We start from the raw sequence: 21,532 nt of genomic DNA on the forward strand, positions 1-21,532 counted from the left end.
TGTCCAGTTTAGCCTTTATGCCCCGCTGTTATCACGCCAGCGGTTTACAATCGGGTAACGCCGATCAAGCCAAAACGCGCGATGCGACAGCCGCGGGCCCGGGGCTGACTGAAACCGTTTATATTCGCTGATATAAATCAGATGTTCGACCCGTTTCACTGTCTCATGATCATACCCGGCAGCCACGCAATCGGCGACGGATGCTTCATCATCGACCAACATTGTGAGGATGCCATCGAGAATGTCATACGGCGGCAGGCTGTCTTCGTCTTTTTGATCGGGACGCAGTTCAGCTGATGGAGGTTTGTCGATAATCGCAGTTGGGATCACTTCGCCTGCGGGGCCTTGCATCCAGTCACAGTGATTGGCATTGCGCCAGCGGCAGGTATCGAACACGCGCGTTTTATACATATCCTTGATCGGGTTATAGCCCCCCGCCATATCCCCATAAATCGTCGCATAGCCAACGGCGACTTCGGATTTATTGCCCGTGGTCAGCAGCATTTCACCAAACTTGTTGGACTGCGCCATCAACAGCAACCCGCGAATACGCGACTGAATGTTTTCCTCGGTCAGGTCTGCGGGCATATCGCCAAACAAAGGCGCTAGCGCCTCAGTCACGGCCGCACGGGGGCCCGCGATATTGACGATATCGTATTTGACGCCCAATGCATCCGCCGCCGCCGCCGCATCGTCGAGCGAGGCCTGCGACGTATATTCAGAGGGCAGCATGACACACCGCACGTTGTCAGGACCCAAAGCATCAACCGCTATCGCTGCCACGATGGCACTATCGATTCCCCCCGACAGGCCCAAAAGTACCTTTTTAAAAACGGTTTTTCGCATGTAATCGCGTAAACCCAGAACCATCACGTGGTAGTCTTGCGCGATGTCATCGGGCATCGGCGCAAATTCGCCAGGGATTGCTTCCCATCCTGTATCGGTTTGTTCGAAATCGACATGGGTGATCGCAGTTTGCAAGATCGGCATTTGTACGGCCAACTGGCCGCCACGGTTCAACACAAATGACCCGCCATCAAACACTTGATCATCCTGCCCGCCAACCATATTCAGATAGACTAGCGGCACATCGTTTTCGACAACGCGCGCAACCATATTGTTGAGCCGCACAGGAAATTTATTGCGAAAATAGGGCGACCCATTCGGGACAATCAAAATCTCTGCGCCCGTTTCAACCATCGCCTCCGCAACGTCAGGATACCACGCATCCTCGCAAATAGGGCTGCCAAGGCGCGGGCCATCATTCACGGTGTATGGGCCTGAAATATCATCACTTTTGAAAAGGCGCACCTCATCGAAAACATTAAAATTCGGTAAAAAGTGCTTTTTCATGCGGGCGGAAATTTTGCCGTCGCGCAAGATAAAATAGCAGTTATAAAGACGGTCACCTTCAAACTGCGGCCCACCAATCGCCAAGGCCGGACCATCCGCACAATCCGCTGCAAGCGCCATGATATGCGCCATCGCATCAGCAACAAATGCTGGCTTTTGCACAAGGTCTTGGGTCTGATAGCCCGTGATAAACATCTCGGGCAAAGCGACCATATCAGCCCCTGCGGCGCGCCCAGCGGCCCATGCCTCGCGGGCGAGGTCTGCATTGCCTGATAAGTCACCAACGGCGGAATTTAGCTGAGCCATCGTAAGGCGGAACATTTTTGTCATAGTTTTGTCCTAATTCACAGCAATGCATGTACCAGAATAACGCGTATTGAAAAGGCGGCTGCAAAACAATGTGGGGATAATGTTCCCTTAACCGTTGTCAGAATGCAGAGCCTTACCTAAGCTGCGGTGTGAGTTAAGTAATCGGAGGACTCGAATGACTATGTTTGGATTACCAAAAACAATGGCGGTCGCCCTGCTTACTGTTGGGTTGGCGACAGGCGCGCAAGCGCAAACAGTCCAAACAAAGCAGTACGATGACGGCGGCGTCTACGAAGGTGAATTCCTTGATGGAAAACAGCACGGGATTGGCACCTACACATTGCCCACCGGCTATGAATACACAGGGGAATGGGTCGAAGGCGAAATTCGCGGCCAAGGCGTTGCGCGTTTTGCTAATGGGTCCGTCTATGAAGGTGCGTTTGTCGCTGGCAAACCCGAAGGCCAAGGCCGAATCACATTTGCGGATGGCGGCACGTTTGAAGGCGATTGGGTCGATGGCAACATCACCGGCCAAGGCATTTCACATTACGCAAATGGTCTGACCTACGAAGGCGAATTTCGCAACGCGATGTACCACGGCACAGGCACCATGACGAGCGAGACAGGCTATGTCTACGCGGGCGAATGGGTCAATGGTATCAAAGAAGGCGAAGGCACGATCACCTATCCAGACGGCGCCGTTTACACCGGTAATCTGACTGCAGGTGAACGTGACGGCACCGGCACAATGACCATGGCCGACGGAGTTATTTACAGCGGTGCATGGGTCGATGGCCAAATACAAGGACGGGGCACACTGACCCAGACAAATGGCGATGTCTACGACGCCAACTTTGTCGCCAGCAAGCGCGAAGGCGAAGGCACTGTTACCTATGCAAATGGCGACGTTTACACAGGTACGTTTGCGGATGACAAACGCCACGGCACCGGCACACTGCAAGGGGCTGACGGGTATGTCTATGTTGGTGAATGGGTCGAAGGCCGGATCGAAGGTACGGGCGAAGCCACCTACCCCGACGGATCCGTCTATGCCGGGACATTTATGAATGATCTCGCACATGGCACAGGCACAATGACCTATCCTGACGGTTCAACCTATGAAGGCGATTGGGACAACGGCGTGATTAGTGGCTCAGGCACAGCGACCTTCGTCAATGGTCTTGTCTATGAAGGTGAATTCCTGAACGCGAAAAACCATGGCACTGGCAAAATGACCTATACTGACGGTTATACATACCAAGGCCAATGGTCCGAAGGACAACGCAACGGCTTAGGGCAAGCCTCTTATGCGGACGGTACTGTCTACATTGGTGAGTTTTCGAACAACCAGCGTAACGGTAAGGGCGAAATCACCCTGCCCGACGGGTTCAACTATGTCGGCGACTGGGTCGATGGCACTATCAACGGCGAAGGTCTTGCGACCTATGCCAATGGCGATGTTTATGAAGGCGCATTTGTACGTGGCCGCCGCGAAGGCGAAGGTAAAATGACATTTGCCACTGGCCAAGAAAGCATCGGCATCTGGTCAGACGGCGCGCTCGTGTCCGAAACGACTGAATAAAGCCAATCGGAAAACAGCCAGAAGCCCGCATGCAACCCGCATCGCGGGCTTCTTTGTACCCATCCTAAGGAACGCGCAAAATGATTGCTTACGTTACCGTCGGGGCCGATGATATCTCACTTGCCAAGCGGTTCTATACGGCGTTCCTGCCTAAACTTGGGTATGATCTAAAAGAAGGGCCCGAAGGGCTCAGTTTTGCATTGCCAGTCGCGTCGGGCCAATCACCCTTGCCTCCAGACTTCTACGTAAAACCTACCTTTGATGGGCAGCCAGCCTCTGCTGGGAATGGTGCAATGACCGCCTTTGAAACAGGCAGCCAAGAATTGGTACGTGATCTACATGCTGCAGCGCTTTCCGCAGGTGGCACAGACGAAGGCCAACCCGGTTTTCGCGCTTCATATGGGTCACATTTTTATGTTGGCTATTTGCGCGACCCTCAGGGCAATAAGATCGCGCTGTTTTGCGATGACCCGACTGCGCCCGGTCGGGATGGATAAAACAGGTGTTGCGAATTTATACCTTTTCAACGCAAAAAACCCGACTATAGTCGCCACATGTTTAACGCCCAACATATCGCAAACCCGCAGCGCCTTCCGGCGCCGTTTGCGCGTGGGCTCGACCTACTCCTAACTCGCCTCTGAGCGCGGCCTTGTTTGGCGCGCGTGCTCAGAGGAGTTGAGATACAGCGCTAAAGCACCCCATCAGAGTTAGGAAAAATCATGCAAGCTATTAACATTGCGCAAAAGCTATCGCTTTTCGACAGCCATTGGGACCCCAAAGTGGTCGCCAGCTACAATAACAACGACGTCATGGTCGTGAAATTCCAAGGTGAATTCCCCTATCACAAGCATGACGCCACCGATGACTTCTTTCTCGTGATCGAAGGACAGGTAACAATGGACTTCGATCACCAAGAAAGTGTGACTTTTCGCGCTGGCGAGCTTTTCATTGTCCCCAAAGGTGTCGTACATCGCCCCCGAGCCGAACAAGAGGCCAAAGTGCTTTTGATCGAACCAAAAGGTGAACCGAATTCTGGCGATGCGGATCGACCCGCCGCCCCCAAAGACCATATTTGAAGGACTAATCAGATGACCAAAGACAATGTTCTGATTTTTGACACCACTTTGCGCGACGGCGAACAGTCTCCGGGCGCGACGATGACCCATGCAGAAAAGCTTGAGATCGCGGAACTTCTGGACGAGATGGGCGTCGATATTATTGAGGCCGGTTTTCCGATTGCATCGGAAGGTGACTTTAAAGCCGTCAGCGAAATCGCGCGACTGGCAAAGACGTCGACGATTTGTGGGTTGGCGCGTGCCAATTACAAAGACATCGATCGCTGCTGGGAAGCCGTAAAACATGCGAAGTCTCCGCGCATTCATACGTTCATCGGGACATCGCCGCTGCATCGCGCGATCCCAAACCTCACGATGGATGAAATGGCCGAGCGTATCCATGACACCGTCACCCATGCCCGCAACCTGTGTGATAACGTGCAATGGTCGCCCATGGATGCAACCCGCACCGAATGGAATTATCTGTGCCGCACAGTCGAAATCGCGATCAAGGCGGGTGCCACAACAATCAACATACCCGACACCGTGGGCTATACGGCGCCTGTTGAAAGCGCCGATTTGATCCGCAATCTGATCGCGACTGTACCGGGTGCGGATGACGTTATTTTTGCGACACACTGCCACAATGACCTTGGCCTTGCGACCGCAAACTCACTGGCGGCTGTTGCAGGCGGCGCGCGTCAGATCGAATGCACGATCAACGGTCTGGGCGAACGCGCAGGTAATACGGCGCTTGAAGAAGTTGTCATGGCCCTAAAAGTGCGCGGCGACATCATGCCGTTCGCGACAGGCATTGACACGACGAAGATCATGAACATCTCGCGCCGCGTTGCAGCGGTGTCAGGTTTTGCGGTGCAATTCAACAAAGCCATCGTCGGTAAAAACGCATTCGCGCATGAAAGCGGAATCCACCAAGATGGGATGTTGAAAAACCGCGAAACATTTGAGGTGATGAAGCCCGAAGATGTGGGGCTGTCAGGCACATCACTGCCCTTGGGCAAACATTCAGGCCGTGCGGCGCTGCGCGCGAAACTGAATGAATTGGGTTTCGACGATCTGGCCGACAACCAGTTGAAAGACGTCTTTGTCCGCTTCAAAGATTTGGCCGACCGCAAGAAAGAAGTCTTTGACGATGACCTGCTCGCCTTGATGCATCAAAACAGCGGTGACGAAGATCGGTTGAAACTGAAATCGCTCCGCGTTGTCTGCGGCACCGAAGGGCCACAAACAGCCGATATGGTCATGGAGATCGACGGGGCTGACGTTAAAACATCAGCCACGGGTGACGGCCCGGTTGATGCAACATTCAACGCAGTCAAGGCACTGTTCCCGCATGGCGCGCGATTGCAACTTTATCAGGTCAGCGCGGTCACCGAAGGCACCGACGCGCAGGCCACTGTATCCGTGCGGATGGAAGAAGAAGGCCGTATCGCGACCGGGCAATCAGCGGATACCGATACTGTCGTGGCCAGCGCCAAAGCTTATATCAACGCGCTCAACCGTTTGCTTGTGCGGCGTGAAGAATCTGCGCCGGGCTATGACGTTAAGGGCGTGAGTTACAAAGATCGGTAGGCTAAAGTTGCGACTCGTCGCAATGGGCGCCCCATGAAATTGGGGCGCCCATTTGCGTTTTTGCAATCACATTAACGCTATTACGATTTGGCAACGGCGCAATTGCGCTGACCTATGCATATCGCAAATATGCTATAATTTTGCAAATAGACGCACAATTTGAAAATATATGTTCGAAATATGATACTATTAAACCCGCCAGTTTGCGCCAAAATCTAGGGCTTCTATCCTCGCACGAGCCGCCGTATAACGTTTAGGAGCGAATGCGCAGGGACGGCGCGTTGAACAAAACAAAAAATACGGAAGGCCATCGAATGGCAGGCTTTGGCGGGTTATTTTCTTCGGATATGGCGATTGACTTGGGGACAGCAAACACCCTCGTTTACGTCAAAGGCAAAGGCATAATTTTGTCAGAGCCTTCGGTTGTGGCCTATCACGTCAAAGACGGCGTCAAGAAAGTATTGGCTGTCGGCGAAGACGCGAAATTGATGCTCGGCCGCACGCCGGGCAGCATCGAAGCCATTCGCCCCATGCGTGACGGTGTTATCGCCGATTTTGATACCGCCGAAGAGATGATCAAACACTTCATCCGCAAGGTGCACCGCCGTTCAACATTTTCCAAACCCAAAATTATCGTTTGTGTCCCACATGGTGCGACACCTGTTGAAAAACGCGCGATCCGCCAATCTGTGCTGTCTGCTGGCGCGCGCCGCGCAGGACTGATCGCGGAACCGATTGCAGCCGCGATTGGCGCGGGCATGCCGATCACGGACCCGACTGGTAACATGGTTGTCGACATCGGTGGTGGTACGACCGAGGTCGCCGTGTTGTCGCTGGGCGATATTGTCTATGCGCGTTCTGTTCGCGTCGGTGGTGACCGCATGGATGAGGCGATCATTAACTATCTGCGTCGCCAGCATAACCTGCTGATCGGTGAAGCCACGGCGGAACGGGTCAAAACATCCATCGGCACGGCACGGATGCCTGACGATGGTCGCGGCCAATCGATGCACATTCGCGGGCGTGACCTGTTGAATGGCGTGCCAAAGGAAACTGAAATCAGTCAAGCCCAAGTTGCCGAGGCACTTGCAGAACCCGTGCAGCAAATCTGCGAGGCTGTGATGACCGCGCTTGAGGCCACACCACCAGATTTGGCCGCGGACATCGTGGATCGCGGCGTGATGTTGACCGGGGGTGGCGCGCTTCTTGGGCAACTTGATCTGGCACTGCGCGAACAAACGGGGCTGGCCATTTCGGTGGCCGATGAATCGCTGAACTGTGTGGCTTTGGGCACCGGGCGCGCGCTTGAGTACGAAAAACAGCTGCGGCACGTTATTGACTACGATAGCTAAAACACACCGGGGATAATTGCCCTTGGCAAAAGATAAAAACAGCGAAGACTTTATCGGCCCACTGCGTAGATTGCTGGTTGGGGTGATCCTGCTTGTGCTGTTTGGTTTGTTCCTTGTCTGGCGGATTGATAGCCCACGGGTCGAACGGTTTCGCGCCGCTGCGATCGACAATTTTGTACCTTCGTTTGATTGGGCAATGGCCCCAATCACCGGGATTGCGCACTTGATCAGCGATTTTCAAAGCTATCAACAACTTGCCGATCAAAACCAAGACCTCCGCCGTGAACTGCAGCAGATGAAAGCGTGGAAAGAAGCCGCGCTGCAGTTGGAACAAGAAAACGCTAAACTGCTTGACCTGAACAACGTGAGCATCGATCCACAGATGACTTTTGTTACCGGGGTTGTTGTGACGGATAGCGGGTCGCCCTTTCGCCAATCAGTGCTGGTCAATGTCGGCGCGCGCGACGGTATCATTGATGGTTGGCCCACGATGGACGGCATCGGGTTGGTCGGGCGCATCGCCGGGGTTGGTCAAGAAACCAGCCGCGTCATGCTTTTGACCGACACATCAAGCCGTATACCAGTGATCATTCAGCCCTCTGGTCAAAAGGCGATTTTGGCCGGGGATAACACGCTGAACCCGCCGCTCGAATTTCTTGAAGATACCGGATTGGTGCGGCCTGGTGACCGGGTTGTGTCATCGTCTGATGGTGGCGTGTTCCCAGCCGATCTTTTGGTCGGCCAAGTCGCCCTTGGAACGGATCAGCGGTTGCGTGTCCGTTTATCCGCCGATTATCAACGTTTGGAATTTCTGCGCGTGCTCCGCGCCCACCCGCATGAGGTTATCGCAGACCCCGGTGGATTGCTGACTCCCGGCGCTGAATTCTTCGGACCCGCGGCCTTGCCGGTCACTGCGCCGCAGCCGCTGCCACTGGGTGATTTCGACGATGGCTAGCCCCGTCGGACCACAGGTTTGGGTGAAATGCATGACATATGTATTGATCGCCTTTGTGATCATGGTTGTGCAATTGGTCCCGCAAAGCATGGAACCCAATATCTTAACGATTGCCTTGCCCGGCGACATGTTCGCACCTTGGCGCTTGCGCATCGTACCTCCTGATCTTTGTTTGGCTGTAACGATTGTTTGGATCGTACGCCGTCCTAAATTTATCCCTGTTTGGATCATCGCAGGTACTTTCCTATTAAGCGATCTGGTCTTTCAGCGCCCACCTGGCCTATGGGCGGGTATGGTCGTTTGGTTGACAGAAGAGCTGCGCAAACGGCACCGTGATTTTCGGGCCATGCCATTTTTGGGTGAATGGAGCAGTGTCGCGCTTGGCATGTTTGCGCTTTTTGCAACGTATCGGCTGGTGCTGGCTATATTCGCGCTGAACGTCCCGCCGTTGGGCATGGTGCTTCTTCAACTGATTTTGACAATTGCAGTCTACCCTTTTGTTGCAGTTTTCATGCATTATGTCTTTGGCATTACCCGCGTGGCACCCGGTGAAACCGGCAGCAGAGGGCAACGTGTATGAAACGGCAACCGAAAGATATTATCGCAAGCAACCGCACCATTAGCAGGCGCGCGTTGGTTTTGGGCACGTCCCAAATTGCGCTAATGGCCGTGTTGGGTTGGCGTATGCGGTCAATGCAGGTTGAACATGCCGACGAATTCCGCCTGCTTGCCGAAGAAAACCGGATCAACATTCGTCTTTTACCACCGTCGCGCGGGTTGGTGTTTGACCGCAACGGGATAGCCATCGCAGATAACGAACAAAACTACCGGGTTGTGATGGTCCGCGAGGATGCAGGCGACGTGGGCGAAGTGCTCGCCCGGCTCACTGAAATTGTCGATATCGCTCCCGAGGATCTAAGTCGCGCAATGGAGGAAATGCACCGCCGCTCGCCTTTTGTGCCTGTCACCATCGCTGAGCGTTTGACTTGGGAAGATGTCGCAAAGATCAATCTGAATACCCCCGCCCTACCCGGCATTTCCGCCGAAGTCGGCCAAAGCCGCGTCTACCCTTGGGGCGCTGATCTGGCGCATGTGGTTGGTTATGTCGGCCCGGTCAGCGATTACGACCTGAGCCGGATCGACGACCAAGATCCGCTTTTGCAAATTCCCAAGTTCCAAATTGGAAAGACGGGTGCGGAAAACAAGCTCGAACATACATTGCGCGGCAGTGCGGGCCATCGTCGGATCGAAGTGAACGCCGTCGGAAGGGTGATGCGCGAATTGGACCGCCAAGAGGGCGACGCTGGCAAAGACGTGCAATTGACCATCGACAACCGGCTACAAACCTACGCCCAAGCCCGGCTCGACGGCGAATCCGCAGGCGTCGTTGTCATCGATCTTGAACATGGTGATCTGCGCGCGATTGCTTCGGCCCCGTCTTTCGATCCAAACCTGTTTGTGCGCGGAATTTCTGTCGCCGATTGGGAAGGCCTGAACGCAGACAAATACCGCCCGCTGGCGGCAAAGGCGGTGCAGGGCACCTACCCGCCGGGCTCAACCTTCAAGATGGTAACGGCGTTGGCCGCAATGGAAGACGGCGTCGTGACCGCAGACGAAACTGTCTACTGCCCCGGACATACCGATGTTTACGGCATCCGTTTCCACTGTTGGAAACGCGGCGGGCATGGCAACATCAACTTGCACGACAGCCTCAAGCAAAGTTGCGATTGCTATTATTATGAGATCGCCCAGCGGGTCGGTATCGACAAAATGGCGGCGATGGCACGCAAGCTTGGGCTAGGGACCAAACATGATCTGCCGCTCTCTGCGGTGGCTTCTGGGCTTGCGCCGGATAAGGAATGGAAATCATCGGTCCGGGGCGAAGATTGGCGGATCGGGGACACGGTGAATGCGTCAATCGGACAAGGCTATGTGCTCACCTCGCCGCTGCAATTGGCAATCATGACCGCGCGGATCGCCACGGGGCATGAAATTGCCCCCCGGCTGGTGCGGTTGATTGATGGGGTTGAACAGCCCTCTGGGCGCGGAGAAAGCCTTGGCTTGAACGAAAACACATTGCGCCGCATCCGTGCAGCCATGACGGATGTGTGCAACAACCGACGCGGCACGGCCTACGGGTCGCGCATTTTGACCGAAGGCTACGCAATGGCCGGGAAAAGTGGCACCAGCCAGGTCCGCCGCATCACCCCCGAAGAACGGGCCGCCGGGGTCACCCGCAACGAAGACCTGCCGTGGGAACGCCGTGATCACGCGCTTTTCGTCAGCTATGCACCGCTTGATAACCCGCGCTACGCTGTTGCGGTGATCGTCGAACATGGCGGCGGCGGTTCAAGTGCCGCGGCGCCCATCGCACGCGATGTCATTTTACAAGCGCTCTATGGCGGTGCCCCGCCGCTTGACGCCTATCCGGCGAACCAACGCGACAAGATTGAACAACAACAACGCCGCATCGAAGCGCGTATCCCCATGGGTGCAAAGGCCCAGAGCCGCGCATGAGCTATCTCGCCCATAACACGCAGCACGTCCCCACGGGGCTACGCAAAATTTGGTATATCAATTGGCCGTTGGTCATGTTGATTTCAGCCGTAGCGAGCGCTGGGTTCCTGATGTTGTATTCTGTCGCGGGCGGGTCCACGTCACCTTGGATGGAACCGCAGGTCAAACGTTTTGGCCTTGGCATGGTATTGATGTTCATCGTGGCCATGGTTCCGATTTGGTTTTGGCGCAACATGGCGTTTGTTGCATATGCGGCATCAATCATCTTGCTGCTAGGTGTAGAGTTCTTTGGCGAAGTCCGCATGGGCGCGCAACGCTGGATCGATTTGAAATTTATGGTGTTGCAGCCGTCAGAGCTGACAAAAATCACCGTGGTGATGTTTATTGCGGCCTACTACGACTGGCTGCCCTTGGAAAAAACATCGCGGCCTGTCTGGGTCGCCTTGCCTGTGATATTTATCCTTGTCCCAACGATGTTGGTTCTTAAGCAACCTGACCTTGGTACATCGCTTTTGCTTTTGTTCGGTGGGACAACGGTGATGTTTCTTGCTGGCGTACACTGGGCCTATTTTGCGTCGGTTGTCGGTGCGGGTGTCGGTGCGATCGTTGCCGTGTTCGAAAGCCGAGGCACGTCTTGGCAATTGCTGAAAGATTACCAATATCGCCGGATCGATACGTTTATTGACCCCTCCAATGACCCGCTTGGCGCGGGCTATCACATCACGCAGGCCAAAATTGCGCTTGGGTCGGGTGGCTGGACCGGACGCGGTTTTATGCAAGGGACGCAATCGCGGCTGAATTTCTTACCCGAAAAACATACCGACTTTATCTTTACCACATTAGCAGAGGAATTCGGTTTTGTCGGCGCCTCGACGTTATTGCTGCTCTATCTTCTGATTGTCGTTTTCTGCATTGTCTCGGCGCTCGGCAATCGTGACCGCTTTGCGGCACTTTTGACCTTGGGCATTGCCATGACGTTTTTTCTTTTCTTCGCGGTCAACATGTCGATGGTTATGGGACTTGCGCCTGTCGTCGGCGTGCCCCTTCCGCTTGTCAGCTATGGTGGCTCCGCCATGCTAGTTCTTCTTGTTGCCTTCGGCCTTGTCCAAAGCGCCCATGTCCATAGGCCCCGCTAATGATCAACATTCTGTTTGCCGCGACTGACGATCTTTGGGACGACTATGAAACCGCGTTAAAGCGGGCGCTTGAGACCGCACGCGTCACAGCCGATCTGCGTCGCGATCACAGAGCAGAGACCACGGATTATATCATCTTTGGCCCCGGCGGGCCTGTCGATGACTTCACGCCCTTTACCCGCTGTAAGGCCGTGTTGAACCTTTGGGCTGGCGTCGAAAAAATAACGCAAAACAAGACCTTGACCCAACCTCTTTGCCGCATGGTTGATCCGAGCCTCACGCATGCGATGGTCGATTGGGTCGTGGGCCACACGATGCGCCATCATTTGGGAATGGACGCGCATATTCATGGGCAAGACGGTATATGGCGCAACGATGTGTATCCACCCATTGCTGCAGATCGTCCGGTCGCGATCCTAGGGATCGGCGCACTGGGGGCAGCCTGTGGACAAGCGCTGCATCAGCTTGGGTTCCCAGTAACCGGGTGGAGCAGATCACCAAAGAACGTTCCAAACCTGCATTGCCTGCACGGCGACGATGGGTTGGATAAGGCGCTAAGCGGTGCACAGATTGTCATTCTCTTGCTGCCAATGACGGCACAGACAGAAAACACCTTGAATGCGGCCCGCCTTGCCTTGCTTGCGCCGGGTGCCTTTATCATCAACCCCGGCCGTGGCCCGCTGATTGACGATGCGGCCTTGCTCGCGGCGCTTGAAACCGGCCAAGTCGCCCATGCCACGCTTGACGTGTTCCGCATTGAACCCCTGCCGCAAGATCATGTTTTCTGGGGGCACCCGCAGGTGACCGTTACCCCGCATATCGCCGCCACAACACGCCCCGAGACCGCAGCAAAAGTCATTGCCAACAATATCGCGGGTCACGAAAACGGCGCCCCCTTACAGAATCGTGTTGATCGCGGGCGCGGGTACTAATGCAGCTTGGGCGGTTTTGCCGGGTCCATTCCGGGGGCGCCGGGTACATGTGGTGTTTCGGGTTCAGGCAGATCAAAACGCAGCCCGACCTTGGCCAGATGTGCCGCGAGCGGGTCGCTGGCCCGCACAAACATCACATCCATAACCCCTGCTTCGATCCCCGAAAATGTCAGCACTTCACTTGCCGCATTGGCGAGCGCCTGTTCCGCGCCCGGCGTTGCATCGATAAAAGCCAAGACATGCCCTGTCGCCCCACCCTCATAGGTCGCTGCGGCCAGATAGGCAGATTTAGCCATACCCGCCGCAATCGCGAGTTTCCGGTCAAGCCCCAACACTACAGCTTCGGGCAGACCGCCGGGTGCGTTGATTTCGGTCAGGCGGGCTTCGGTTTCGTCTGGCGCATGTGACAGCGTTTGCACTAACCAATCCACAGCCTCTGCGGGGATCAGCATCGCAGATGGCGCGACTTCTAGGTTCAATGCCAGCCCAACCCCCTGCCCGGCCAGCATTTGCACCAACCCACGCCCCGGCACCCCAGCATAGGGGGCCGCACGGCCAACAAATTCCGCGAGCCGTTCCTCGCGGTCAAACACAAGCGCGAAACGCTGGTCTTCAATTTCAAACAATTCGGGTAAAACTTGATCGCCTTCGGCTTCTGCGGTGAGCAGCATGAATAATTCGGTATCTGCAAGCCTTTCATAAAACCGCAAACGCGCTGCATCGTCTTCAGGGGCAGCTTCCATGGCCGCATGGGCCGTATCGAGATCAGTCATTTAACACGTCTTTCACTTGGGCCCGCAGCGCAGGCAGCAGGTCAGTCTCAAACCATTGGTTTTTCTTTAACCACCCGGTATTGCGCCACGACGGATGAGGCAAGGGAAACACGCGTGGTGCATAGTCGCGCCAACTGGCGACTGTGTCAGTCACACTGCCGCGGCTCTGCAAATGCCAGCGCTGCGCATGACCACCAATAACCAGTGTTAAAGGCACTTCACCAAGATGGGCCACCACCTTTTTGTGCCATGTGTCCGCACAAGTTTTCGGCGGGGGCAGGTCCGATCCCGCCGCATTGTATCCCGGAAAGCAAAACGCCATGGGTACAATCGCAATCTTTGCGACATCGTAAAATGCGTCATGATCAAGCCCTAACCAATCCCGCAGTCGATCACCTGAACGGTCCCAAAACGGTTTGCCTGCTTCATGCACACGCAGCCCCGGCGCTTGGCCCGCGATCAATATGCGCGGTGCAGCATCAAACCAAACAACAGGCCGCGGGTGATGCGCCGTCTGGGTCTGCGCAAACCGATCAGCGCATAATTCACAGGACAATATGTCATGCCTGAGACCCAACTTCACACTCTCTCCCAGCCTAGAATTCGCAAAACTGCCCGTTCACAGCAAGTTAATTTGTCGCACGCTTGATGCCTTCGCACCTTTGCGGTAATTGCGAAGCAAGTAAACTGGGGGACAGCATGTATCGCGTCTGGAATTTTCTAACGAACTACTCACTTTTGTTGATTATCGGGGCGGGGATTGCGCTCGTTTGGGCGAATATTGATCCCACAAGTTATCATCATTTTGTAGATTTGGAACTTATCCACGATTCATGGGTTGGGCACGCCCATTATGACGCCAATGGGCAGGTCGAATACCGTTCGCTGACGCTGCACTACCTTGTCAACGATGTGCTGATGGCCTTCTTCTTTGCAATTGCTGCGAAAGAAGTCTGGGAAGCCGTTATTCTGAAAAACGGTAGCCTGCGCGGCAAAAAAGCTGCGACGCCCCTGTTCGCAACACTTGGCGGCATGATCGGCCCAATCGCGGTTTACCTTGGACTTGCGCTGTTCCTTGGATCGGAAACTTATGATGCGGTGGCAAACGGCTGGGCTATTCCAACCGCAACCGACATCGCATTTAGCTACCTCGTTGGGCGTTTGGTGTTTGGCGCTGGCCACCCTGCGGTGCGTTTCTTGTTGCTGTTGGCGATTGCCGACGATGCGGCTGGGCTGATCATTCTGGCGATCTTCTACCCGTCAGGTGAATTGGCACCGGAATGGCTTTTGCTGTCACTCTTCGCGGCCATCGCGGTATTTTACTTCTTTAACCGCCTGCCGCGCCAATTGGATCGCGGCAAAGAAATGCGCCCGAATTCAACATGGGTCCGCAACAAACTGTCGTTCTGGCCATATCTCGTTGCGGCCGCAGCGAGCTGGTATGGCTTCCAAGAAGCGGGTATTCACCCGGCTCTCGGCCTCCTGCCAATCGTGCCTACGATCCCACATGCAGACCGCGCATTTGGTATCTTTGCCGAGGCGGAACAGTACCTGACCGACCTTTTGAACCACATCGAACATCTTCTCAAACACCCGGTTGAGGTCGTGTTGTTCTTCTTTGGACTGTTGAACGCCGGAGTCGAATTTTCGTCCATTGGCTCGCCGACTTGGCTTGTCCTCGCAGGTCTGTTGATCGGGAAACCGGTTGGCATCTTGCTCTTTGGCTGGTTTGCGGCACGTCCGCTTGGGCTAGGACTTCCAGAAGGCATGCGGATCATTGACTTGGTTGTGATCGGCTGCGTGGCTGCGATTGGCTTTACGGTTTCGCTGTTTATTGCCGCCGTCGCCTTTGATAGCGCTGTGATGCTGGGCGACGTGCCTGTGCAAGATGCTGCGAAAATGGGTGCGCTGTTTAGCTTCTTTGCCGCGGTCGTTTCGCTCGCCGCTGGCAAGTTGGCTAAGGTACAAAAGCAGCACGGCTAGGGACATGCACAGATCGTGCTGTATTTCCGACGCAATTTGGCGATACTGTATCATAAGGCGATGATCGTGACCGGGTATTAACCTTTTTCGGTCACGATCAACCAAACCCTTATCGGGGCGCCGTGGGAATCAGATGCTCGAATTTGCACAAGTCAGTAAATCGTTTTGGACAGGCACCCAGCGCAAGGTGATCCTTGACCGCGCCTCGTTTCGCGTTGAACTTGGGCATTCGCTTGGCATTCTTGCGCCAAACGGTACCGGAAAAACCACGCTGATCAATATGATGGCTGGGCTTGAAAAACCGGACGAAGGGCGCATCACCCGCAACTGCCGCATTTCATTCCCGCTCGGGTTCATGGGCGGCGTGGTGCAAAGCCTGTCAGCCAATGAAAACTGTCGCTATATCGCGCGGCTTTATGGGTTGGACCCCGATTATGTCGAAGCCTATTGTCGCTGGCTTTGCGGGCTTGAAGAATATTTTGACATGCCCGTCGGCGTCTATTCCAGCGGAATGAAATCGCGGTTTTCATTTGCGTTGATGCTCGCGCTTGATTTCGACATCTATCTCATCGACGAAGGGATGCCAGGATCAACCGACGCCGAATTTAACCGCAAGGCCGGCGAAATCTTACGCGAGCGTTTGGAAACAACCACGATGATTATCGTGTCGCACCAACCGGCCACGTTAGAACGCTTTGTCCGCTCTGCGGCTGTTTTGAAGAACGGTCAGCTCTACCTATTTGACACCTTGGAAGAGGCAAAGGCCGCATATGAGTACTAACCCCAAGGTCAAACGGTTTCGCATTCGGCGCGGCGCGGCTTCTGCCACGCAAGCTGCACCACAAGAGCAGCCTGTCGACACAAACCCTGACGATCTAGATGCCCAAATAGATGCAATCCGCAACGAAGGTCTGACCGCACGCCAGCTGCGAATGGCGCGCCGTGTTGCGCAAAAACGTGGGCTGACATTTACCTCTGAATTTGATGCTGTCCGCCAATTGCGTGCCGCGGGCATCGATCCGTTCCAACAAAAATCGGTTCTTGAATTGGTGATGCCCGAGGGCAGCCAGAACGCGGGCGAACAAGGGCAAATTCAATTGCCGCAAAAGGTGAACCGCCGCCACAGCGCGCAGGTCAGCACACAAAACGGGCTCAAAATGAACCCGGAACATGCTGCGGAAATCCGCCAAATTCAAGTCGACATCGCGCGCCGGCGGCGGCGCAAAATGCTGCTGATGTTCACGCGGCTCGCGTTTTTCGTGTTCCTGCCAACCTTTATGACGGGCTGGTATTTCTACACGATGGCGACCCCGATGTACGCGACAAAATCCGAAATCGTCATCCAGCAGGCACAATCGGCATCAGCGGCACCAAGCGGCCTCTCCACCCTGTTTCAAGGCACATCGATGGCAACGCAACAAGACAGTATTGCGGTGCAATCCTATCTGGCCTCGCGCGAGGCGTTGTTGCGACTGGATGCAGAACATGGGTTTAGAGCGCATTATAGCGATGAAAATATTGATTCCATTCAGCGCCTTCAGGCTGATGCGACCAACGAAGAAACATTTAAACTGTACACTGACCACGTGCGCATCAGCTATGATCCCACTGAAGGCATCATCAAGATGGAGGTCATCGCCGCTGATCCTGTGACCAGCTTCGAATTCTCAACCGCTCTGATTGCTTACGCCGAAGAACAGGTTGATCAGCTGACGGCGCGTTTGCGTACCGATCAGATGCGCGGCGCATTGCAAAGCTACGAAGATGCCGAAGCCCGTCGCGCCGAAGCACTGGCGGTTTGGCTTGCGTTGCAAGAGAGCATGCAGCAAATCGATGCGGGCAGTGAATCGGGGGCCCGCATGGGCCAGATCAACGCGCTCGAAAGCGAACGCCAACAGTTAAGCCTTGTGTTGCAATCACGCCTGAACGTTGACCGGCCGAGCGAAATTCAAGTACAGGCCCTACGGAACCAAATCGCAAATATTGACGCGTTGATCGCAGAATTGCGGCAAGAATTAACCGGGTCTGTCGGCGACGGTGTTTCGCTCGCGGTGCGCAATACTGAACTGCGCGTGGCCGAAGAAAACTATAACTTCCAAACAGCTATGGTGCAGCAGGCGCTCACCCAGATGGAAACCGCCCGGATCGAGGCAAACCGGCAGGTCCGCTATCTGTCGCAAAGTGTGAACCCTGTGATCCCGGATGAGCCAGCATACCCTCGCGCATTCGAAAACACATTGCTGGCTTTGTTGATATTCTCGGGTATTTACCTTCTTATATCTATCACCGTCTCAATCCTTCGCGAACAGGTAAGCTCTTGATGCATAACGTCGACATTGGCCCACTCACCGTCAGTAATGACGCCCCTTTGCTGTTGATCGCTGGCCCTTGCCAGCTGGAAAGCGTGGATCACGCGCAAATGATCGCCGGACATATGGCCGAGGTTTGCGCCCGCCACGGCGCGCAATTTGTGTTCAAAGGCAGTTACGACAAGGCGAACCGCACCTCGCTGAATGGGGTGCGCGGGCTGGGAATGGATGAAGGGCTGAGGGTCATGCAATCGGTCAAAGACAGCATTGGTTGCCCGGTCCTGACAGACATTCACGCGCCCGAACATTGCGCAACCGTTGCCGAAGTCTGTGACGTCATGCAGATCCCTGCGTTCTTGTGTCGGCAAACGGACCTGTTGCTTGCGGCTGGCGAAACAGGCGCCGTCATAAATGTGAAAAAAGGGCAGTTCCTCGCACCTTGGGATATGCCCAATGTCGTGTCCAAAATCGAAAGCACGGGCAACAAACGGATCATGCTCACCGAACGCGGATCATCGTTTGGCTATAACACATTGGTCGCTGATATGCGGTCGCTGCCGACGATGGCGCGCAGCGGTTATCCGGTTGTGATGGACGCGACCCATTCGGTGCAACAGCCCGGCGGAATGGGTGGATCATCTGGTGGGCAGCGCGAATTTGCACCTGTTATGGCGCGCGCCGCTGTGTCGCTTGGCATTGCGGCCGTGTTTATCGAAACCCACGAAGATCCCGACAGCGCCCCTTCTGACGGGCCGAATATGATCGCACTCGAAAACATGGATGCGCTGGTCAAAAGCCTGATGGGCTTTGACGCATTGGCCAAGGCTGACCCGCTGCGCGTTTAAAATTTAGGGCTTTTCCCGCGCGCGGCATCTTCATAGGATCGACCAAAGTTATTATTCGGACGGATTCTATGCGCATTTTTGTATTTCTAGTTTTTGCCCTGTCGTTTGCGGCACCGGCCGCAGCCCAAAGCACCGCTGGCATCTCACCCGATTACGAACAGCAAGACGCGGATATTGCGGTGCGCATGCGCGAAATTCTTGCTGAATTGGGCAATTACGGCGATGTAACCGTTCAGGTGAACGATGGGGTGATCACCTTACGCGGCACGACCACATCCGCAACAGAAATCACAGCGCTTGATACCTTGGCGGGTGGGATCACCGGCGTCGTTGCCGTCAAAAACCAAGTGACTGAAACTGCGGATATCGGCCGCCGATTGGACCCCGCAATCGAACGGTTCCGCGCGCGCATCGATCAGTTCATTGTTTTTTTTCCCCTCGCGCTGATTGCCGGTCTTGTCTTTTCTTTCGTGGTTTTTGTTGGCTTTTCGATCGCACGCATGCGTCAACCATGGGAACGACTGGCCCCGAACCTGTTTATTGCCGAACTGTTCCGTCAATTGCTGCGCATCGCATTTGTGATTTTCGGGATCGTGATCGCGCTTGATATTGTGAATGCGACAGCCCTGCTTTCGACGATTTTAGGGGCCGCCGGGATCATCGGCTTGGCGCTTGGTTTTGCGGTGCGTGACACGGTCGAAAACTTTATTGCGTCAATCATGCTGTCGATCCGGCAACCATTTCGTCCCAATGACACGGTCGAAATCAACGGCGACCAAGGCAAGGTCATCCGCCTGACCAGCCGCGCGACGATCCTTTTGTCATTTGACGGCAACCATATTCGCATTCCCAACGCAACCGTGTTCAAAAGCAGAATCATTAACTTCAGCCAGAATGCGGAGCGCCGGTTTAAATTTGCGATCATGGTCGAACGCGACGCCGATCTAAAGGCCACCCGCGGCCTGATCGCAGACACGGTGCAAGCCCTGCCCTTTACCTTGGACGAACCTGCCGCAGACACCTGGATCGAAGCCCTGCACCCCGAAGGTGTTGAACTGGTTGTGACAGGCTGGGTTAATCAAAATGAAAGCTCACTTGTGCGCGCCAAAGGCGAAGCGCTACGGCAAGTTAAATTGGCCCTTCAAGGCGCAGGCATTGTGATTCCCGACGCAACGCAAGCCATCCAAATGATCAAAGAGCCGACAAAGCCAGCAAGCGCCGAAAGCACGGGCGTTGAAACAGTCGCGGCCAAAGGCGATGCCGCGCTGACACGGATTGTCGATGCAGAACGGGGCCTTGAAAGCTCCGAAGATCTGCTGCGCGAAGACAGTTTAAAAGAATAGCGGTTTTTGTAAAAACGGGGCTTGAACCCCGCCCCCCTTCGCAGTATTCACCGCTTCGCTGATGGGGTGTAGCCAAGTGGTAAGGCAACGCTTTTTGGTAGCGTGTACCGTAGGTTCGAATCCTACCACCCCAGCCAGCCATTCCCTAAGTGTTTGATTTATATGAACTGCCCTTTGGGGCTGCGGTGGATTTTCCCCACTGCATCACATCTATGCATCACATTGGTGCGTAAATGGCAGTTCTCATGCAAGTAAGCCCGGCATCCTTCCAGTAACCGAAGGAGCCGAAATGGGGCATCTAAATCACGTAACGCGCCGAGGCGCTGTCTATGTTTGGCGGCGGCGCCTACCTCGAGAAGTCACGGGTAAAACTGGCGATTTTGTTCAAGTCAGCTTAAAAACGAAAAAGTTATCCACAGCTAAGGCTGTCGCGGTACTGGTAAACTTAAACTTCGCGACCTTTATCAGCCGCGTGAAAAGCAACCGGATCACCCGCGCCGAGGGGTTTGTACATTTCCACATTCTTGCCATCAACACATCAGATCCTAAACTTGACGCCAACAAACTCCACGCAGGCAAGATGGCCGCTGCCAAACTGCGGGAAGAATTGGATACGCCGACGGCTGTGTCGTCGGTGCCCAAACCCATTTTGGAAAAGCGCCCCAACAAACCCAAGCAGCCTCGTCCTTCCAAAAACCGGGAGACCCAGAAGAAGAACAAGATCAAACGAGAAGCGCAACTGGCCGCATGGGAATTGCAATGCCGCGAGGTTGTATCACGCAACGCGGTTTTGACGGAGGAATGGGAGGCAGAGAATGGGGAGCATCTCCAAGTGGCGCGTAAAGCCCGGGGACCAATCCCGGAAAAGCAAGCTTACACCACTGCGCTCAAACAGCTGCAAGATCGATATCATGAGAAGGTCGGCAAGCCCTGCGGCCTGTTGCGCGACGGTCCTCGAAAGCAGCGCCTTTCCACGCAGCAATATAAGGCTCAAAAAGCCACGGCCCAGAAATTGAAAACCAGCATCAAGGATGTTGAACGCAGATTGGCGCGAGCTGAGGACGATGCAGGATATGCACTGGACGCAAAAGAACGCTACCTGCAAAAGGAAGCCGAGCTCGACGCAGGCGTCGCCGCAATGGATGTTCTGGTCACCCAAATAGCATCCGGACATGCAGACGTTACCGATAATGGCATTACCATGACGGACATGCCACCATTCTTTGAGCGTCTCTTTGGAGTCAAACCATCAAACACTAAGATTGCTAATCTGTTTCGAAAAATTATCAGGGTGATTGGACGTGCTCATGGGCGGGAGCAAACACCAACTCTTTGACAGTAATGCTTTGGTCAAATCACTGTCGTGATTGCCTACAATCAGATGTTGGCGGAAATCAACACAAATATAGAGGCGTTTTAGAGGCTAAAGTCATCATTTTCACAGTCCTGTGCTTCAGGTTTGTCGACCTGTGCTTCAGGTTTGTCGACCTGTGCT

At 54.7% G+C, this 21,532-nt stretch carries 19 protein-coding genes and 1 tRNA gene; 17 read left to right on the forward strand and 3 right to left on the reverse strand.

The window, feature by feature from the left end; translation table 11 throughout:
* Positions 1 to 15: 15 nt before the first annotated feature.
* Complete coding sequence (locus DS901_RS15340) at positions 16 to 1,683, reverse strand: NAD+ synthase (RefSeq protein ID WP_113777782.1); 1,668 nt, start codon at positions 1,681 to 1,683, stop codon at positions 16 to 18.
* A 160-nt stretch (positions 1,684 to 1,843) separates the two neighbouring features.
* Here DS901_RS15340 and DS901_RS15345 point away from each other — a divergent pair, with 160 nt between their 5' ends.
* From DS901_RS15345 to DS901_RS15390, 10 genes are all read left to right on the forward strand, one after another.
* A complete protein-coding gene (locus DS901_RS15345; RefSeq protein WP_258546772.1) occupies positions 1,844 to 3,244 on the forward strand; it encodes an MORN repeat-containing protein in 1,401 nt (466 codons plus the stop codon).
* An 80-nt stretch (positions 3,245 to 3,324) separates the two neighbouring features.
* Positions 3,325 to 3,741 carry a VOC family protein gene (locus tag DS901_RS15350; protein WP_113777784.1) on the forward strand — a complete coding sequence of 139 codons (417 nt, stop codon included), beginning with the start codon at positions 3,325 to 3,327 and terminating at the stop codon, positions 3,739 to 3,741.
* Positions 3,742 to 3,963: 222 nt separating this feature from the next.
* Positions 3,964 to 4,320 (forward strand): cupin domain-containing protein, encoded by a 357-nt coding sequence (locus DS901_RS15355; RefSeq protein ID WP_113777785.1) that lies wholly within the window; start codon positions 3,964 to 3,966, stop codon positions 4,318 to 4,320.
* A gap of 12 nt (positions 4,321 to 4,332) precedes the next feature.
* Complete coding sequence (locus DS901_RS15360) at positions 4,333 to 5,892, forward strand: 2-isopropylmalate synthase (protein ID WP_113777786.1); 1,560 nt, start codon at positions 4,333 to 4,335, stop codon at positions 5,890 to 5,892.
* 314 nt (positions 5,893 to 6,206) lie between these two features.
* Positions 6,207 to 7,244, forward strand: a complete 1,038-nt coding sequence (locus tag DS901_RS15365; RefSeq protein ID WP_113778065.1) for a rod shape-determining protein — start codon at positions 6,207 to 6,209, stop codon at positions 7,242 to 7,244.
* A 22-nt stretch (positions 7,245 to 7,266) separates the two neighbouring features.
* Complete coding sequence (gene mreC / locus DS901_RS15370; RefSeq protein WP_113778066.1) at positions 7,267 to 8,199, forward strand: rod shape-determining protein MreC; 933 nt, start codon at positions 7,267 to 7,269, stop codon at positions 8,197 to 8,199.
* A gap of 31 nt (positions 8,200 to 8,230) precedes the next feature.
* Positions 8,231 to 8,779 carry a rod shape-determining protein MreD gene (locus tag DS901_RS15375; protein WP_258546755.1) on the forward strand — a complete coding sequence of 183 codons (549 nt, stop codon included), beginning with the start codon at positions 8,231 to 8,233 and terminating at the stop codon, positions 8,777 to 8,779.
* On the forward strand, positions 8,776 to 10,716 hold the full coding sequence (gene mrdA, locus DS901_RS15380) for a penicillin-binding protein 2 (protein ID WP_113777788.1): 1,941 nt from the start codon (positions 8,776 to 8,778) through the stop codon (positions 10,714 to 10,716). Before DS901_RS15375 ends, mrdA begins: the two co-directional genes overlap by 4 nt.
* Entirely contained in the window at positions 10,713 to 11,852 is a 1,140-nt protein-coding gene (gene rodA / locus DS901_RS15385) for a rod shape-determining protein RodA (RefSeq protein WP_113777789.1), read from the forward strand. The genes mrdA and rodA overlap by 4 nt, the downstream gene beginning before the upstream one ends.
* Positions 11,852 to 12,784, forward strand: coding sequence for a 2-hydroxyacid dehydrogenase (locus DS901_RS15390; RefSeq protein WP_113777790.1), 933 nt, complete (start codon positions 11,852 to 11,854; stop codon positions 12,782 to 12,784). The genes rodA and DS901_RS15390 overlap by 1 nt, the downstream gene beginning before the upstream one ends.
* Here the strand turns inward: DS901_RS15390 and DS901_RS15395 are convergent.
* Positions 12,781 to 13,557 (reverse strand): SseB family protein, encoded by a 777-nt coding sequence (locus DS901_RS15395; protein ID WP_113777791.1) that lies wholly within the window; start codon positions 13,555 to 13,557, stop codon positions 12,781 to 12,783. The two genes, DS901_RS15390 and DS901_RS15395, sit on opposite strands and share 4 nt — an antisense overlap.
* The gene (locus tag DS901_RS15400; protein ID WP_404932353.1) at positions 13,550 to 14,140 is read right to left on the reverse strand and encodes a uracil-DNA glycosylase family protein; all 591 of its coding nucleotides are present in this window, start codon (positions 14,138 to 14,140) and stop codon (positions 13,550 to 13,552) included. Before DS901_RS15400 ends, DS901_RS15395 begins: the two co-directional genes overlap by 8 nt.
* A gap of 116 nt (positions 14,141 to 14,256) precedes the next feature.
* Between DS901_RS15400 and DS901_RS15405 the strand changes: the two genes are divergently transcribed.
* The 7 genes from DS901_RS15405 (at position 14,257) to DS901_RS15435 (ending at position 21,373) form a co-directional block, all read left to right on the forward strand.
* Positions 14,257 to 15,540 carry a Na+/H+ antiporter NhaA gene (locus DS901_RS15405; protein ID WP_113777792.1) on the forward strand — a complete coding sequence of 428 codons (1,284 nt, stop codon included), beginning with the start codon at positions 14,257 to 14,259 and terminating at the stop codon, positions 15,538 to 15,540.
* 133 nt (positions 15,541 to 15,673) lie between these two features.
* The gene (locus DS901_RS15410; RefSeq protein ID WP_113777793.1) at positions 15,674 to 16,321 is read left to right on the forward strand and encodes an ABC transporter ATP-binding protein; all 648 of its coding nucleotides are present in this window, start codon (positions 15,674 to 15,676) and stop codon (positions 16,319 to 16,321) included.
* Entirely contained in the window at positions 16,311 to 17,861 is a 1,551-nt protein-coding gene (locus DS901_RS15415) for a capsule biosynthesis protein (RefSeq protein WP_113777794.1), read from the forward strand. The genes DS901_RS15410 and DS901_RS15415 overlap by 11 nt, the downstream gene beginning before the upstream one ends.
* Positions 17,861 to 18,694 (forward strand): 3-deoxy-8-phosphooctulonate synthase, encoded by an 834-nt coding sequence (gene kdsA, locus DS901_RS15420; protein ID WP_113777795.1) that lies wholly within the window; start codon positions 17,861 to 17,863, stop codon positions 18,692 to 18,694. The genes DS901_RS15415 and kdsA overlap by 1 nt, the downstream gene beginning before the upstream one ends.
* A gap of 68 nt (positions 18,695 to 18,762) precedes the next feature.
* Positions 18,763 to 20,037 (forward strand): mechanosensitive ion channel domain-containing protein, encoded by a 1,275-nt coding sequence (locus tag DS901_RS15425; protein ID WP_113777796.1) that lies wholly within the window; start codon positions 18,763 to 18,765, stop codon positions 20,035 to 20,037.
* A gap of 62 nt (positions 20,038 to 20,099) precedes the next feature.
* Positions 20,100 to 20,174 (forward strand) — tRNA-Gln (locus DS901_RS15430).
* A 152-nt stretch (positions 20,175 to 20,326) separates the two neighbouring features.
* Complete coding sequence (locus DS901_RS15435; RefSeq protein ID WP_113777797.1) at positions 20,327 to 21,373, forward strand: DUF6538 domain-containing protein; 1,047 nt, start codon at positions 20,327 to 20,329, stop codon at positions 21,371 to 21,373.
* Positions 21,374 to 21,532 lie beyond the last annotated feature (159 nt).

Source organism: Loktanella sp. D2R18 (genome assembly GCF_003318235.1).
Classification (GTDB): domain Bacteria; phylum Pseudomonadota; class Alphaproteobacteria; order Rhodobacterales; family Rhodobacteraceae; genus Yoonia.